The 15,783-nt window shown below is 33.1% G+C and carries 15 protein-coding genes and 1 pseudogene; 8 read left to right on the forward strand and 8 right to left on the reverse strand.

The annotated features are described in order from the left end of the window. Positions 1 to 68: 68 nt before the first annotated feature. The gene (locus AD998_18710; protein KOY87897.1) at positions 69 to 2,222 is read right to left on the reverse strand and encodes a peptidase S9; all 2,154 of its coding nucleotides are present in this window, start codon (positions 2,220 to 2,222) and stop codon (positions 69 to 71) included. Between the two features lie 309 nt (positions 2,223 to 2,531). On the opposite strand from AD998_18710, the gene AD998_18715 reads away from it, so the two are divergent. The 3 genes from AD998_18715 (at position 2,532) to AD998_18725 (ending at position 5,482) form a co-directional block, all read left to right on the forward strand. Next, a complete protein-coding gene (locus tag AD998_18715; GenBank protein ID KOY87898.1) occupies positions 2,532 to 3,140 on the forward strand; it encodes a hypothetical protein in 609 nt (202 codons plus the stop codon). 6 nt (positions 3,141 to 3,146) lie between these two features. Next, on the forward strand, positions 3,147 to 4,160 hold the full coding sequence (locus AD998_18720) for a UDP-galactose-4-epimerase (GenBank protein ID KOY87899.1): 1,014 nt from the start codon (positions 3,147 to 3,149) through the stop codon (positions 4,158 to 4,160). An 89-nt stretch (positions 4,161 to 4,249) separates the two neighbouring features. Further along, positions 4,250 to 5,482 (forward strand): hypothetical protein, encoded by a 1,233-nt coding sequence (locus tag AD998_18725; protein ID KOY87900.1) that lies wholly within the window; start codon positions 4,250 to 4,252, stop codon positions 5,480 to 5,482. Positions 5,483 to 5,599: 117 nt separating this feature from the next. Here AD998_18725 and AD998_18730 read toward each other — a convergent pair whose 3' ends face one another. From AD998_18730 to AD998_18740, 3 genes and pseudogenes are all read right to left on the reverse strand, one after another. Further along, positions 5,600 to 6,361, reverse strand: coding sequence for a pseudouridine synthase (locus AD998_18730; protein ID KOY87901.1), 762 nt, complete (start codon positions 6,359 to 6,361; stop codon positions 5,600 to 5,602). 138 nt (positions 6,362 to 6,499) lie between these two features. Further along, positions 6,500 to 7,276, reverse strand: a complete 777-nt coding sequence (locus AD998_18735; protein KOY87902.1) for a stationary phase survival protein SurE — start codon at positions 7,274 to 7,276, stop codon at positions 6,500 to 6,502. 96 nt (positions 7,277 to 7,372) lie between these two features. Next, a pseudogene (locus tag AD998_18740) lies at positions 7,373 to 8,140 on the reverse strand (tryptophan synthase subunit alpha). A gap of 98 nt (positions 8,141 to 8,238) precedes the next feature. Here AD998_18740 and AD998_18745 point away from each other — a divergent pair. Together AD998_18745 and AD998_18750 are read left to right on the forward strand one after the other, a co-directional pair. Beyond that, positions 8,239 to 9,117 (forward strand): GTPase Era, encoded by an 879-nt coding sequence (locus AD998_18745; GenBank protein ID KOY87903.1) that lies wholly within the window; start codon positions 8,239 to 8,241, stop codon positions 9,115 to 9,117. Positions 9,118 to 9,178: 61 nt separating this feature from the next. Beyond that, complete coding sequence (locus tag AD998_18750) at positions 9,179 to 9,631, forward strand: hypothetical protein (GenBank protein KOY87904.1); 453 nt, start codon at positions 9,179 to 9,181, stop codon at positions 9,629 to 9,631. Here the strand turns inward: AD998_18750 and AD998_18755 are convergent. Both AD998_18755 and AD998_18760 read right to left on the reverse strand, forming a co-directional pair. After that, entirely contained in the window at positions 9,606 to 10,451 is an 846-nt protein-coding gene (locus AD998_18755) for a hypothetical protein (GenBank protein KOY87905.1), read from the reverse strand. The two genes, AD998_18750 and AD998_18755, sit on opposite strands and share 26 nt — an antisense overlap. A gap of 65 nt (positions 10,452 to 10,516) precedes the next feature. Further along, positions 10,517 to 11,584: a hypothetical protein gene (locus AD998_18760; GenBank protein KOY87906.1), complete on the reverse strand. Its 1,068-nt coding sequence runs from the start codon at positions 11,582 to 11,584 to the stop codon at positions 10,517 to 10,519. A gap of 105 nt (positions 11,585 to 11,689) precedes the next feature. Between AD998_18760 and AD998_18765 the strand changes: the two genes are divergently transcribed. From AD998_18765 to AD998_18775, 3 genes are read left to right on the forward strand one after another with little or no spacing between them, the layout of a single operon-like run. Next, entirely contained in the window at positions 11,690 to 12,259 is a 570-nt protein-coding gene (locus tag AD998_18765; GenBank protein ID KOY87907.1) for a phosphoribosylglycinamide formyltransferase, read from the forward strand. Continuing rightward, positions 12,256 to 12,861, forward strand: a complete 606-nt coding sequence (locus tag AD998_18770) for a hypothetical protein (protein ID KOY87908.1) — start codon at positions 12,256 to 12,258, stop codon at positions 12,859 to 12,861. Before AD998_18765 ends, AD998_18770 begins: the two co-directional genes overlap by 4 nt. A 42-nt stretch (positions 12,862 to 12,903) precedes the next feature. Then, positions 12,904 to 13,314: a thioesterase gene (locus AD998_18775; GenBank protein KOY87909.1), complete on the forward strand. Its 411-nt coding sequence runs from the start codon at positions 12,904 to 12,906 to the stop codon at positions 13,312 to 13,314. On the opposite strand, the gene AD998_18780 is transcribed toward AD998_18775, so the two are convergent. Both AD998_18780 and AD998_18785 read right to left on the reverse strand, forming a co-directional pair. Beyond that, complete coding sequence (locus tag AD998_18780) at positions 13,305 to 14,255, reverse strand: hypothetical protein (protein ID KOY87910.1); 951 nt, start codon at positions 14,253 to 14,255, stop codon at positions 13,305 to 13,307. The genes AD998_18775 and AD998_18780 overlap by 10 nt on opposite strands. A gap of 22 nt (positions 14,256 to 14,277) precedes the next feature. Continuing rightward, complete coding sequence (locus AD998_18785) at positions 14,278 to 15,708, reverse strand: MBL fold metallo-hydrolase (GenBank protein KOY87911.1); 1,431 nt, start codon at positions 15,706 to 15,708, stop codon at positions 14,278 to 14,280. Positions 15,709 to 15,783: the final 75 nt, after the last annotated feature.

Raw genomic sequence — 15,783 nt, forward strand, 5'->3', positions numbered from 1 at the left:
ATAGAACTGAAATGTAATAGTTTTAGTTCTAAAAACAAAAAGCCTCTAAAATTTAGAGGCTTTTTGTTTTATAGGTTTTTATCTAAGAAATTGGTAATCATGTTATATAAGTGTAGGCGTGTATTTCCACCTGCAATTCCATGATTTTTGTTGGGGTAATAAAAAGTTTCAAATTGTTTACCAGCTCTTATCAAAGCATTTTGCATTTCTACTGCATTCTGAAAATGCACATTATCATCACCAGTTCCATGAATTAAAAGATATTTGCCTTTTAGATTTTTCACATGTGTAATGGGTGAGTTATCATCGTAGCCACTTGCATTATTTTGTGGTAAACCCAAATATCTTTCTGTATAAATAGTATCATAAAAACGCCAGTTGGTGACAGGAGCCACTGCTACAGCAGCCTTGAATACATCTGCACCCTGCAAAATACAATTGGATGACATATAACCTCCATAACTCCAGCCCCAAATCGCTATTCTGCTTTTATCCACATAGCTTTGTTTGGCTAAATATTTAGCTGCTTCTATTTGGTCTTGAACCTCCAATTTACCCAATTGCCCATAAGTAGCCTTACGGAAAGCCTCTCCTCTTCCTCCTGTTCCTCTGTTATCCACACAAACCACCAAATAACCTTTTGAAGCCAAATGTTGATACCAGAAATAATCAAAATAATCCCATTTATTTTCAACTTCTTGAGAACCAGGACCTCCATATACAAACATGAGTGTTGGATATGCTTTTTTAGAGTCAAAGTTATGAGGTTTTATCATCCATGCATTGAGTGTTGCATTAGGTACTGGAACTGGAAAAAATTCTTTTTGTGAAATTTGATAGCCTGCTAGTGTGTTTTTTAGCTTCTCATTGGTTTCTAAATCCTTGATTTTTTTACCTGAAATTTCATATAAACTAAACACAGCAGGTGTATTGGCTGTACTGTACTCATCCATAAAAAATTGGCAATCTTGGCTCATGGTTATTTCATGATAGCCTTTTGCATTCAAAATCTGTTTTTCAGCACCTTTGTCCAAAGAAATAGAATATAAATATCTTTCTAATGGTGATTCTTTGGTTGAAGTAAAATACAAAGTTCTTTTTTTCTCGTCTAAACCTATTAGTTTGCTTGCCTCCCAGCTTCCTTTCGTAATTTGTCTGATAAGTTTTCCTTTCAAATCATATAAATAAAAATGCTTGAACCCATCTTTTTCAGAAGCCAAAATCATTTCTTTTCCATTTGCCAAATAATGTAAATCCTCATTAAACTCTACATCTACGTAAGCTTTATTCTCTTCAGTATAAACAGTTTCTGTTGTGTTTTTAACTACATTAGCATGGATTAATTCTAATTTATTTTGAAGGCGATTTAATTTTCTGATAGAAAGTACATCAGCATTTTGAGTCCATTTCACACGAGCAATGTACATATCTGTTTCTGAACCCAAATTGATAGGTTGAGTTTGTTTGCTATCCAGATTATATACTGAAAGATTTACTACTGAATTTTTCTCACCAGCTTTGGGATATTTGAATTTATAATCTTGAGGATATAAGCCTTTCCAAACCTGCATATTATACTCTTTCACAGCACTTTCATCAGATGTATAGAAAGCTATTTTTTTACTATCAGGCGACCAGAAAAATGCCTGAGCGAATCCAAACTCTTCTTCATAAACCCAGTCTGTAGAACCGTTGATAATCGAATTGGATTTGCCATTAGTAGTAATTGCTGTTTCATTCATGGTTTTCAAATCTACCATAAACAAGTTGTTATCTCTTGCAAAAGCTACTTTTGAGCCATCAGGTGAAAGTGTAACATAAGATTGTTTTCCATTATTAGAAACCTTGATGTTGTTTTTAGTTTTGATATCATAAATATAATACTCAGCCTTAAAAGAACGCCTGTAAATGGCTTCACGAGAATTTAACAATAAGATTTTATCCTCAGTAGCATTTAATTCGTACGAATCGAACTTTATTGGTACTTCAGCAATCAAACCAACATTTTTATTGGTTTTAGTTTCATATTTATAAATTTTATTGCCTTCTGAAATGGTATAGAATTGGCTATTTTGCATATAATTGAAGCCATCGGCAGCACTCGGATAAAATGAGTAAGTTTGCCAAACATCTTCAATCGTTACATTTTTCTTTTGAGCTTTTACTTGCCCTACAAGACAAAGTATCAGCCATAGGCTCCATAAATAGCTTTTTTTCTGCATAAGAAATCTTTATGTTTTTAGATAGATAAAATATTTTATGAATTAACGACAATAAATTGTCTTTCTTATAAGTTATTAAAATAAAACATTTTTTTAGATATAGTTGCAAAATTGGCATAAAAATTGTTTTAATTATAATAGATTCTCAAAATAAGAAAAAGACTATCAAAGCATATAAGTTTTGTTTGTTTATGTTGTTTAATTGTTTACAGAAAACCCCAAATCTTTGATTTGGGGTTTTCTCTTTTAATTTTGTGTCTAAAATAAGAATTTATTACCTTGTTGCATTATTATTTTGCCACAAAAATTATGGGTATCTCAGAACGCAAACAACGAGAAAAAGAATCTATTCGTTCAAAAATTTTAGAAGTAGCTACAGAGTTATTTTTAGAAAAAGGATATGAAGGTACAAGCATCCGAACTATATCAGATGCCATAGAGTATAGCCCTGCAACTATTTACCTTTATTTTAAGGATAAAAATGATATTTTCTGGCAAATGCAATGCAAAGCATTTGATTTGCTCAATGAACGTTTGAAAGATTCCCAATCTATCATGAATCCTTTTGAGCGACTCAAAGCTATCGGAAAAGTTTATCTTAACTTTGCCTTCGACAATCCACAATATTACGATTTGATGTTTATTTTACGTTCTCCTATGGAGGTATTAAATGAAGAGAAAACATGGGAACAGGGTATCAAACTTTATAAAACCATTGAAGAAATTGTTGGAGCTTGTATGGTTTTGGATAAAATTAAAGGCAAAGATCATCAAGTAGTAGCTTTTACTTTTTGGTCATATATTCATGGGCAGTGTGCTTTACTGATTAGAAAAAGGTTGCCTATGCATGAAAAAAATCATTTACGTTATCTCATAGGACAATCATTTGAATTTATTTTTGACATTTTTAGCAAATAAAAAAATATGCAAGTATTAGTAACAGGTGGTTTGGGTTTTATTGGTTCTCATACAGTTGTTGCACTGGTAGAAGCTGGTTATGAGCCTATTATATTAGATAATTTGAGTAATTCCGAACTTTTTATTTTAGATAGAGTTCAAGAAATTACCAAAAAAACAATCAAGTTTTACAAAATTGATTGTTTAGATTATCCAAATCTCGAAAAAGTTTTTCAAGAAAATAATATTCAAGGTGTTATTCATTTTGCTGCTTATAAAGCTGTTGGTGAGTCTGTTTCTGAGCCTTTGAGGTATTACGAAAACAATTTGCTTTCGTTGATTCATTTGCTCAAAATCATGCCCAAGTATCAAGTAGAAAACTTTGTATTTTCTTCTTCGTGTACGGTGTATGGACAAACAGAAATGCTTCCTGTCAATGAGCAAGCCCCTATTTTACCTGCTTTTTCTCCTTATGGCTATACAAAGCAAGTTTGCGAACAAATTATAAAAGATACAGTTTTTGCTCAAAAAACACTCAAAGCCATTGCATTGCGATATTTCAATCCGATTGGCTCACATTCTTCTGGCTTAATAGGTGAACTACCTAAAGGTATTCCTAACAATCTTATTCCTTATATTACACAAACAGCCATTGGTTTACGTAAACAGCTCCAAGTTTTTGGCAACGATTATCCCACGTCAGATGGCACTTGCATCAGGGATTTTATCCATGTTTGCGATTTGGCAGAAGCTCATGTAAAAGCCTTAGAATATCTCCAGAAACAACAAAATGGTCTGATAGATTTTATAAATGTAGGAACTGGAAATGGTGTTTCTGTGATGGAGATTATAAAAACATTTGAAGAAGTTTCTGGTGTAACGCTCAATTATACCATTGCACCACGCAGAGAAGGCGATATTACTGAAATTTATGCAGATGCCACCAAATCAAAGCAGATGCTTCATTGGGAAGCTAAAAGACCTCTTCGTCAAGCTCTTTTAGATGCTTGGAACTGGCAAAAGAAGTTGAATTCTGAATAGTCTCTTCTTAAAAAATATCACTTATATTAACTGAAATTTCGAGAATAGGTCCTATAAAATTACCAGCAACAATAATAAATTCATAAAATATGGATAAAAAAACAGGAATACTTGACCTTACTCTTTCCAAACGAACGGAATTAATAAAACTTCTGCTTGCTGCGTGCATTCTTGCAATGGGAACAAGTTTAATTGCAAACTTCTTAACTGAATATTTTAAAGCCAAGATGATAGTTTCTTTAATTTTAGGGGGAATATTAATTATTGTGGTGGTCGTATATTTCATTTATACTATAATTAGTGAAGCCGAAAAAGAAATTGAAATTGAAGGATTAATTGCCATTGAGAAAAAAAGTAAGAATGTATGCCCAATTTTGAGATATGAGTTTTCTGAAAACCTTGCAGATACAATGAGTGCAGTCTTTCTAGAAAATGAAGCCCTCAAGCAATATTGGGAAGAGGATTTTAAAAATAAAAAAACAAACGACGAGAAAAAGGAAAAAGTCAATAACAATAGCGAATCCAATGAGCAAAAAAAAGAAGATACTGGATATTATGCAATCATTCGTGTCATAGATGATAAATCTAGTAAAGAAAAAAAGAAAGCAGATAAAATTCTTGAAGAAACTGTTGAGTACTTAATCATTGAACAACTATCAATGCATCTTTCTACCTATTTCAATAATTATGGGCAAGACAAATTTATTAAAGAATATACAAGAACAGATTTTCCTGAAATATTATTACAAAATCGTATTGTGAATTTACTTTCAACACCTTTTGAAGACAGAGCTATTTTTGTAAAGGCTGGTATGACAAAGAATCCACCAGAAGGAGAGATTATTTCAATTTATGGAAATGATGGTTCACGATTCACAAGATTTGACCTTGTTTTACCTAAAGGTTCTACAATTAAACGACCAAGTGACGGTATCTTAACAGTTGAGAACAATAGAATTTTTCTACAAATAGAAATTAAGTATGGAGGTTTTGCTTCAGCTCTTCCCAAAGGATTTGAACAAAATTATCTTGGGTTAGACATTCGTGACTTGGACACACGAAAACTTGATATCACATTAAGATACAAGATAAAGCCATTAGCACTTTTTTATCGCTCAAAATGGAACTACCATAATTGGGTTGACTCTTTTGCTGAAAGGTTAATTGAATACCTGTCCTTTGGTACATTCGTTCATAATGTAAATTGGGAAGCAAATTTGACAAGTATAATTACTGCAAATCAGAGACGAAGAATATTGAAAGAAAGAAGTGAAACAGAAAACGCAAAAACTGAAAACAATGATACTGTATCAAATAATTAATAAAATTTTATGCCTTCATTGGTGTTCTTCACCAACGAAAATAAATTGCTTGTTGGTGTCGCTATGCTAAAACACCAACAAGGGCGAAAAAAAATCACGAATAGCGTAGTATATTTACTACAATTCTATTAACTTATAGGGATATTCTACTTTACACAAATACAAACCATCAGGGCTGGCTGCTGCTGAGGCTTTGCTACGGTCTCTGGCTTTTATAATTTGCTCAAAATCTGAAATACTCATCTTGCCTTTTCCTACATCCAATAATGTCCCTACAATAGCCCTTACCATTCCCCACAAAAAACGATTGGCAGAAATCTGAAAAACAAGCATTTTTTGGTTGCTAAAAGGCTCAATTGTTTCAAACCAAAAGGCTTCATGTATTTTACATTTGAATGTTTTTACATTGGCTCTTACCTTGCTAAATGACTCAAAATCTTCGTAAAGTAATAGCTTTTGGGCTGCTTGTTCCATCAATTCCACATCCAAAGTACGAGAAACCAAAAGAGCTAAATTCTCAAGATAAGGGTTTTTCTTTGTAACAATTTTATACTGATAGGTTCTTTTGAAAGCATCAAAACGAGTATGAGCATTTTCTGGAACTTCATAAATCCCCAAAATGCTAATGTCTTTGGGCAATAAGGCATTCCAAGCCCTTAGCATTTGTGAGCTTAGAGGCTTTTCTGTATCAAAATGAGCAAATTGTTGGCTTGCGTGTACGCCTGTATCCGTTCTGCCACTTCCTGTAATACTAACAGGCTCCCGCAAAATTGTCCTAAGAGCATATTCCACTTTTTCTTGTACACTCAAAGCATTCTCCTGAATCTGCCAGCCTGCATAGTGAGTGCCTTTGTAGGCTATTTCAATAAAGTAACGCATGGAGATAGTATAGAGATTTTAGTGGTAAGTATTTAGAATATTGATAGAAAAAAGAGCCTAGAGAAAAGATTTTAGCGTTGTTCTTTTTTCCTTTCTCTTTTCTGAAAAAAGTCTCACATCTCTTGTCTAATGTCTAAACTAAATATCCCACTGAGCAATAGCTGGAAAACTTTCGTAAGCAGTCATATCGTATCTACAAGGAACAATAGAAATAAATCCATTATCCAAAGCCCAAACATCTGTATCTATGCCTGAATCTTCATTGATAAAATCACCTACCAGCCAATAATACACTCTACCATAAGGGTCTTTGCGTTCTTCAAAATTTTCTTGCCAACGAGCTTTTGCTTGTCTGCAAATCTTAATACCCTGAATATCACCATGTATAATTGAAGGGAAATTTACATTCAAGGCTACATTAGCAGGAATTCCTTTTTCAATGGCTTCTATAGTAATTTTCTTAATGTAATGTCTGATATGCGAAAAATCTGCATTATGAGCATAATCACATAATGAAAAGCCTATCGCAGGCAAGCCTTCAATAGCTGCCTCAATCGCCGCTGACATTGTTCCAGAATACAAAACACTCACAGAAGAATTACTTCCATGATTTACTCCGCTTACTACCAAATCGGGTTTTCTATCTTTTAAAACATGATGTTTGGCTAATTTCACGCAATCGGCTGGTGTACCCGAACACTCATAAGCCTCTACACCAATATCTTCAAACACATCCGATTTATCCAAACGCAACATATTATTGACTGTAATAGCATGTCCCATACCTGACTGAGGGCTATCTGGAGCAACTACTACCACCTCACCCAATTCTGCCATAATCTCTGTAAGCGTTCTGATGCCTTTAGAGGTAATGCCATCATCATTAGAAATAAGTATTAAAGGTTTCTTTTTCATATTTTTATTTTTGTAGGTTTAGTTTAATGTATCTAAACCATTTATTACTAAATCTATTGTATTACTCAAAAGTCCTTTACTTTGAGTTTCTTTACCTTTTATTCTTTCTACAAACTCCACTACACTTTTATCTAAATCTTTTGTTTGAGCAATATGTTTGATAAATGCACTACCAATAATAGCTCCTTTAGCATATTTGCAAGCCTTTTGAAAACTTTCTGCATCCGAAATTCCAAAACCTATTTGTGTTGGATTTTGGAGATTCATGGCTACAATACGCTTAAAATAAGTTTCTTGTTCTTCAGAAACTCCTGATTTTGTACCTGTTGTAGTTGCCTGAGCTACTAAATAAATAAAGCCTTTGGATACTTCATCTATTTTTTGGATTCGAGCCTCTGATGTTTGTGGAGTAATTAAAAAAATATTGAACAATCCATATTGTTCAAATGTGGTTTTATATTCGTCTATATACTCTTGTAGAGGCAAATCAGGCAGAATAACACCATCGACTCCTACTTCTGCACAAGCTTTACAAAAGTTTTCTATTCCAAATTGTAAAACAGGATTCAAATATCCCATTAGAACCAAAGGAATTTGGGTTTCCTTACGAATATCTTTGAGTTGTTCAAAAAGTAACTCAATGGTCATTCCATTTTCTAATGCTACCTCACTACTTTTCTGAATGACTTCGCCATCGGCAAGTGGGTCGGAGAATGGCATACCTATTTCTATCAAATCAACTCCATTTTGAGCCAAAAGGCGAATGATTTGAGTAGTATCATGTAAATTAGGAAAGCCCGCTGTAAAATAAATAGTCAGAATTTCCTTATCTTTGGACTGAAATAATTGTTCGATACGGTTCACAGGGCAATAACTGTTTGATTTGAGCCAAAAAATGAGTTCACAAAGTTATAAAAATTTCAGAACGGGTATTTTTTATTTTCATTTTTAATTTATTCTTGATGCATAAGGCTGGTTTTGTTAATATTATCGGAAAACCCAACGCAGGGAAATCTACCCTGATGAATGCTTTGATGGGTGAAAAACTTTCTATCATCACCTCCAAAGCACAAACTACACGCCACAGAATTACAGGCGTACTCACAGGCGAAGATTACCAAATTGTGTATTCTGATACCCCTGGCATCATAGATCCCAAATATCCACTCCAAAAAGCCATGATGAATTTTGTTCAACAGTCTTTAGAAGATGCTGATATTTTGCTGTGGGTGATTGATGCCACTGACCCAGAAGCTCAAGATTTAGTCATAGAAAAAATAAAACGAGCTAATACCAATTTGGTAATTGGTCTCAATAAAATAGATTTAGTAGCCCAAGAGAAAGCACAAGAAATTATGTCTTTTTGGCAAAAAGAGTTCCCGAATATGTCTATTGTACCTATTTCAGCTCTTAATAAGTTCAATACAGATGTTTTATTAGAAAAAATTAAAGATGCTTTGCCCGAACATCCTGCATATTATGATAACGATACTCTAACAGATAAATCAGAACGCTTTTTTGCTTCGGAGATTATCCGAGAGAAAATTTTCTTGTACTACGACCAAGAAATACCTTATAGTACAGAAACTGTAATAACTTCTTTCAAAGAAACTGAAACCATCATCAGAATTCAGGCTGAAATCATTGTGGAACGAGATAGCCAAAAAGGTATCTTGATTGGCAAAGGTGGCAAATCACTTAAAAAAGTAGGTGTGGAAGCCCGAAAAGATATGGAAGCATTTTTCGGCAAACAAGTTCATTTAGAACAATTTGTAAAAGTAGAAAAAGATTGGCGTAAACAAGAACGCCAGCTCTCAAGGTTTGGATATATTCTGAGTTAAGTGTTTATGGAAGTTTTATATGATAAAGAAATTTATTTCTTGTAAAAATTGTGGCAATAAATTGAGTAGGCTTTTGAGTAAAGAGATTGATTTTAAAAATGTTGATTTATACACAGAACAACCTTTGCTTGAAAAGTATTGCTACACCATTTTAGAGGACAAGTATTTGTATATTTCTTTATGGGATAAATGGAATCTGCCATACCATCAAGATACCTCAAGAATGATTGGGTGTTGTGGTCCTTATGTATATGGTTTGCCAAATTTAGTTTGTAATGCTTGCAGTTCCGAAGTAGCTCGAGAAGTAACAGATTGTTGTACAAGTCATTATATCAGATTTAACTTATCAACTATTCAGCTTTTAGATGACTCTAATAGATTTTATGAAAAAATAGAAACCCTATCTATTCCTGAAGAGCAAAAAAAGCGACTTGAAACTTTGTTGTTTTACAATCAAATAGAAAATTTTAAACAAGAAATTGAAATTTTTAGTCCTTTTGATAAAACTCAATAAGTCCTTCCATAGGGCTTTTGATAATTTTACCCATTTGGAGTCCTTTTTGTTTTAAACATTCTCCCAATATTTCTTGAAAATAAAAAGCCACCGAACCTACAAAATGAATAGGTAGAGTCTGCACATCAGACATTTTGAGTATATATTTTTCTAAAAATGAATTAAAATTTTGAATAAGCATGTTTTGAATAAACTCATTTTGGATATGTTTACTCAAAAAAGGTGAAAAAGAGGCAAAGTAGCGATTTGGGCTTTTTTTCTGATAGGCGTTTTCTAAAACCTCTTCTAAGCCTATATTATAAGTATTTTTCAAATCTTGCCACAGAGTCTCAGGCATTTCTTTGTGCAAATATGCTTTAATTAGCTCTTTTCCTAGAAAGCCCCCACTACCTTCATCACCAAGCCAAAAACCCAAATTGATAGGTTGATTCGTAATTTTCTCCCCATCAAAAACACAAGCATTTGAGCCTGTACCCAAAATACAAGCTACACCTGAATTTTTTCCACACAAAGCCACAGCAGCAGCTTGCAAATCATGTTCTATTTGTATGATGTGAGCTTTTTTAAAAATCTCCAAAAAAGCAGCTTTAACAATATTTCTTTTGGATTCAGTTGAGCAACCTGCACCATAAAAGTAAATTTCTGTAATGTGTTGTTCGTTTACATGCCCTACCACATTTGCCCAAAGTTCTTCAACTATTTGTTCTGTTGTCCAAAAATATGGATTAATGCCTACAGTTTGGAAGCATGCTTGTACTTGTTTGTTCTCTAAAACTGTCCAGTCTGTTTTGGATGAGCCACTATCTGCAATTAAAATCATGTTATTTAGAAGTGTTTATCAACTCAATACTATATACTAAATTTATAAACACCAAAAAAAATAGTTTAAAACTTCCAGGTAGCTCGTAAATCAAGAAAATTGGCAGTTTGTCCATGAGCTTTCATATTGAAGCCAATTCCCCAATTTTTATGAATATCGTACATCACACCCCACCGATGGTACCATCGACTAAAATAAGGGCTATCGCTGTATGCATATATACCTACTTGTTGTGTAAATCGAAACTTCCCTAGCAGAAAAGCATGTCCAAGCATCCAACCCCACCGAAAATTACTTGCACTCAAACTATCTTGCCTTAGACGTTCTGCCAAAGCACCATCCCAATAAAATTCTGTTGCTATACTAAAAGCATGAAGAGGATTAATTTGTCTGTTAGCTTGTAAAGAAAATCCTCCTATCATAAACCTTCGCTTTTGACCCACTCCTGCCCCTTTGTTAGAAAGGAAAGCAGTACTTTCCCATTGTAGTTCCTTTTCTCTTACAAATGTTTTTTTACTTCTTGATGGCAAATCTATGGGATTGATTGTATATAAAACACCCAAAGAGCCTGTAATCCAGTTAATTCCTTTATTAGGGTCTTTAATTCCCCCATTGGAAACATGCTGATAGTTGATATGACTATTCAAATACCATTTTTTATTTAATTGTATTTGTAAGCCACTAGCCACTGTAAGATAAGCACTTACAGGCAAGCTATACGAACGATTATTTGGATTTTGAATGGAATCATAAGGATTGGTAAGATAAGAAAGCCCTACGATTCCTCTTACCGAAAAAGAAGTCCGTTTGGTTAGCCTAAATGTAGGCTCTAGAAAATATGCCAACTGAACACTTTTTCCTAAAATAATATTGTCATAATTATAGTAGCTTGCTAAAAAACCCATTTGTGGATAACAATGACAGTTATCCCAAACTTTTTGACTTGTTCTCTGCCAGTTCATTTCCATTTGCAAACCCCAAGGGAATGAATTGGCTGTATTCTCAACAGCAGGAGAATGAGCAAAAATACTTCCATAATGAATCTGCCCACCTATTCTCAAAATGTTGTTCTGTAAACTATCTTGAGCTGATGCAGTACAAAACAATAACCAAAAAAAGAAAATAGAACGCATTTATATTTTAATTTAATAGTAATACTATTAAAAAGTAAATTTGTTTCAAAAAAATTTTTTTTATCGTATTTTTTGCAAATTTGCCTCATAATTAAAAACTTCATTATGCCTCGTATTGCCTTATTTGCTTCAGGAAGTGGTTCCAATGCCGAAAATATCATACGCTATTTTCAAAATCATGCATCCATTGAAGTAGCCTGTTTGCTCTCTAATAAAAAAGATGCTTATGCTCTTGAAAGAGCTAAAAATCTTCAGATTACAACTTATACTTTCAATAGAGTAGACTTTTATGAATCTTCCGCTGTTCTTAATATTTTGAAAAAAGAAAAAGTAGATTGGGTTGTTTTGGCTGGTTTTTTATGGCTCATTCCTGAAAATTTAGTAGAAGCTTATGAGAATAAAATTATCAACATTCATCCTGCCTTATTGCCCAAATATGGTGGAAAAGGTATGTATGGAGAAAAAGTACATGAAGCAGTCTGGCAGGCTCAAGAGAAAGAAACAGGCATTACTATTCATTATGTAAATCCTCATTACGACAAAGGAAAAATAATTTTTCAGGCTATTACAACTCTCAATGACCAAGATACCCCTGAAACCATTGCAAAAAAAGTACATGCTTTGGAGTATGAGCATTTCCCAAAAGTCATAGAAAAAACGGTTTTAGGTTCATGATGAGATTTTGCTATTTGATTATATGCCTTACTTTACAAAGTTGCTTTCAAACTAAAAAGCCCTACAGTCAATACCATTCTTATTGGATTTATGAAGGATGTCATACTTTCTTAGATACACTTGATATTCAACCAGTAGGATATAGTTTATTTGAAGATACTCATAAAAATATTTATTTTAAGAGCTATAATCCGGAAGATAATAAAGTACTACTTATCAAAAATATTTATTATGGATGTAAAGAAGATTCTCTAAATTATCAACAGTATGAATTAAAAAATAAAATTGATATTGCAACATTTAGTCCTTTACAAAATAGTTATTATTCAGACAAAAATCATTTGTTCTATTTTTTCATGAATAGTGATGGAGGGCATTTCTATATTTTAGATAGTTTAGAATATAAAACATTACACATTTTTCCAAAATCTCATTTTTTAATTCATAGAAATAATGTTTATTATATGGGGCAGATAATTGAAAATGCTGATTATAAAACCTTTCAACCTATTTATAAAGATACTTTATTTACTTTTTTTGGTAGAGATAAAAAAAATTATTTTAAAGGTCTAGATATTTGTTTAGAACAAGAAGCAAAATAATAAAATCATTCATCACTTATAATTTATAACTCATCACTCACCATGTTTCAATCAGATATACAAATAAGGGTTCGTTACGCAGAAACCGACCAAATGAAGTATGTTTACTATGGAAATTATGCTATTTATTTTGAAGTAGCTCGTGTAGAATGTTTACGAAATTTGGGTTTGGAATACAAAACGTTGGAAGATGTACATCATGTCATGATGCCTGTTTTGGAACAGTATTCTAAATATATTCGCCCTGCCATGTACGATGATATGCTTACTATCAAAACTTCTATTGCAGAATTGCCCAATACTCGTATTCGTTTTGAGTACGAAATTTACAATCAGAGTAATACGCTTATCCACAAAGCTCATACAGTTTTGGCATTTGTCCACACTCAAACCCTAAAACCTGTCCCTTGCCCTGATGTATTTTTAAACATTCTGAAGCCTTTTTATTCATAAGTACTTGTTTGATTGATGCTTATCCCTCCATAGAATCGGGCAGGTCGTATTTTTTGGTGAGATTTGTATAAATAGATTTCGTTTTTATCATCAATCATGGGTACATGAGCATTTTCTGAACGAATCCAACTTTGTGGGACAAAGTACATATCATGTAAAAGTGCATTTTGAAAGAAATTTCTAATTTTTTCACTGTCTATGCCCACACTTGTCTGAAAAGTTTGCCCAAAATTCCACGCATAATTGACTTTAAAAGCGATAATACCTGCCGAAGTTTTTCCAAAAGGCTGATTTTCCATATCCAAATACCCAAAACGAGCAGGATACAAACTATCTTTTACTCGCATAGCTCCTTGAGTATCACCTGTCCACAAAATATTTTGAAAACTATATTGAAAATTGTCTTTCTGAAAAGTAGTACTCAATGCACTAGTTCTGAATCTATCTTTTCCACCTCCTCCAAATACATCATTTTCAAGGCTTATCAGCCAGTTTTTAAAATGGGCTGTTACACTTCCTGAGCATTGAGAAGTCTGAAAATTATTTCCATAATAATGAAAAGCATAGCCCAATGCATATGCATTGGACATTTGGTGATTTATTACACTTAAAAAGTTTTTGTTTGATATATCAGTTTTTCCAAAGCCATACAAAGCTCCTAGACTGGTTCTAAAACCAATGCCTTTTTTTCCTGAATAATGTTTGTAATGATACAAACCTGTTACCTCTCCATTAAACTGTACAAATGGAGAAGCTTGAACGTAGCCTCTAAGCGTAAATCCTAAGTTTTTTTGGTGTGTGCCTAAAGTAGTACAAATACCTCCTTGTATAGCCCAGTTTTGAGCTTGGCAAATTTGAGGTAAAAAAAGAGATAAAAGAGAAAAGATTAGAGGACAAAGTAATTTTATCCATATTATCATTAAAAATCTAATATCTAACATCTCATGTTTTATGTCTCTTTTATCAAAGTTCAAAAAAATCTCCTTTGGCAGGAATTGTTACATTTTTGTACTGATGACTTTCTAAAAGCTTTTTAAAATCTTGCATAGAACTTTCTTCTCCATGAATTAAGAAGGTTTGCTTCAGAGTCTCAGGATTTTGAGCTTTCATAAATTCCAGCAAATCATTTTGGTCTCCATGCCCACTAAAAATATCAATAGAACGAATATTGGCTAAAACGGCAAACTTTTTATCACCTATATCAAGTGTTTTATCACCATATAACAATTGATGCCCCAATGTACCTTCAGCAGCAAAACCTATCATTAAGATAGTTGCATAAGGATTTTGAATATTAGCTTTTACGTGGTGTTCTATTCTGCCACCTTGAATCATTCCAGAAGAAGAAATAATAATACAAGGCTCCGAATGATTCGAAATGAGTTTACTTGTTTTTAAATCTTCTACATAAATCAGATTCTCAAAATCAAATAGGTTTTTATGTTCTGCATAGAATTGTTGAGCTTCTTCATTCAAAAGCCCTGAATAAGTCTCATAAGCTCTTGTACTATGGTGAGCCAAAGGACTATCCGAAAATATTTTGATAGGAGGTAATCTGTTTTCAATACTTAATTTATGTAATGTAAACAAAAGTGCTTGTGTTCTGCCTACACTGAAAGCAGGAATAATCAGTCTACCTGGTATTTGTACACATGCTTCATTAATAATTTCAAAAATTTCGTCTTCAGCAGAGCCCTGCGATTTGTGTAAACGATTCCCATAAGTAGTTTCACAAAGTACATAGTCTGCTTGTGGGGGTGTTTGTGGGTCTTGAAGTAATGGATAGTTTTTTCGACCTATATCTCCTGAAAAAAGCGTTTTTTTGATTGTACCATTCTCCTCTATTTCTAAAAATGCATTTGCAGCACCCAATAAATGTCCTGTGGGAATGAGTGTAACCCAAACACCTTTTACAATTTGAAATCTTCTGTTAAATTGTAACGGAAAGAAATACTCTTCTGTATCATCTACATGCTTAGGTAAATACCACTCAGATGTATCTGTAGTATATTTATTTTTAGTTTTTTTCTGTTTCCCTTGCATTTTTTTTAGTCTTCTTTGATGCAATTGTGCTGAGTCTTGCAAAAGAAGTCTTGTAAGAGTTTGTGTTGCAGAAGTACAAATAATTTGCCCTTCAAAGCCTTCACGAATCAAGTTTGGTAAGTTTCCAGAATGGTCTATATGAGCATGTGTGAGTATTACTACATTTATCATGGATGCCTCAAAAGGAAAAATATTGCCTGAATATTCTGTTTCTTCATCCTCCTCCACTTTTTTTCTTCCTTTTTCCATATCAAAGCCACAATCTATCAAAATACGATAGTCATCCTCCAATTCTAACAAATACATGCTACCCGTAACTTGGCGAGCAGCTCCCCAAAAAGTTAATTTCATTTTAAATTAATTATAGCTTTCTAAAAATGTAACATGCAAAAAAGGAAAAAAAAATGGAAATACCAAGTTTTATTC

The organism is bacterium 336/3 (assembly GCA_001281695.1).
Taxonomy (GTDB): Bacteria; Bacteroidota; Bacteroidia; order Cytophagales; family Thermonemataceae; genus Raineya.

Coding starts and splice junctions, on each gene's coding strand:
- AD998_18780 (KOY87910.1), bottom strand. CDS start 14,255: ATGTTAGATATTAGATTTTTAATGATAATATGGATAAAATTACTTTGT.
- AD998_18725 (KOY87900.1), top strand. CDS start 4,250: ATGGATAAAAAAACAGGAATACTTGACCTTACTCTTTCCAAACGAACG.
- AD998_18760 (KOY87906.1), bottom strand. CDS start 11,584: ATGCGTTCTATTTTCTTTTTTTGGTTATTGTTTTGTACTGCATCAGCT.
- AD998_18755 (KOY87905.1), bottom strand. CDS start 10,451: ATGATTTTAATTGCAGATAGTGGCTCATCCAAAACAGACTGGACAGTT.
- AD998_18765 (KOY87907.1), top strand. CDS start 11,690: ATGCCTCGTATTGCCTTATTTGCTTCAGGAAGTGGTTCCAATGCCGAA.
- AD998_18730 (KOY87901.1), bottom strand. CDS start 6,361: ATGCGTTACTTTATTGAAATAGCCTACAAAGGCACTCACTATGCAGGC.
- AD998_18710 (KOY87897.1), bottom strand. CDS start 2,222: ATGCAGAAAAAAAGCTATTTATGGAGCCTATGGCTGATACTTTGTCTT.
- AD998_18785 (KOY87911.1), bottom strand. CDS start 15,708: ATGAAATTAACTTTTTGGGGAGCTGCTCGCCAAGTTACGGGTAGCATG.
- AD998_18770 (KOY87908.1), top strand. CDS start 12,256: ATGATGAGATTTTGCTATTTGATTATATGCCTTACTTTACAAAGTTGC.
- AD998_18735 (KOY87902.1), bottom strand. CDS start 7,276: ATGAAAAAGAAACCTTTAATACTTATTTCTAATGATGATGGCATTACC.
- AD998_18715 (KOY87898.1), top strand. CDS start 2,532: ATGGGTATCTCAGAACGCAAACAACGAGAAAAAGAATCTATTCGTTCA.
- AD998_18775 (KOY87909.1), top strand. CDS start 12,904: ATGTTTCAATCAGATATACAAATAAGGGTTCGTTACGCAGAAACCGAC.
- AD998_18745 (KOY87903.1), top strand. CDS start 8,239: ATGCATAAGGCTGGTTTTGTTAATATTATCGGAAAACCCAACGCAGGG.
- AD998_18720 (KOY87899.1), top strand. CDS start 3,147: ATGCAAGTATTAGTAACAGGTGGTTTGGGTTTTATTGGTTCTCATACA.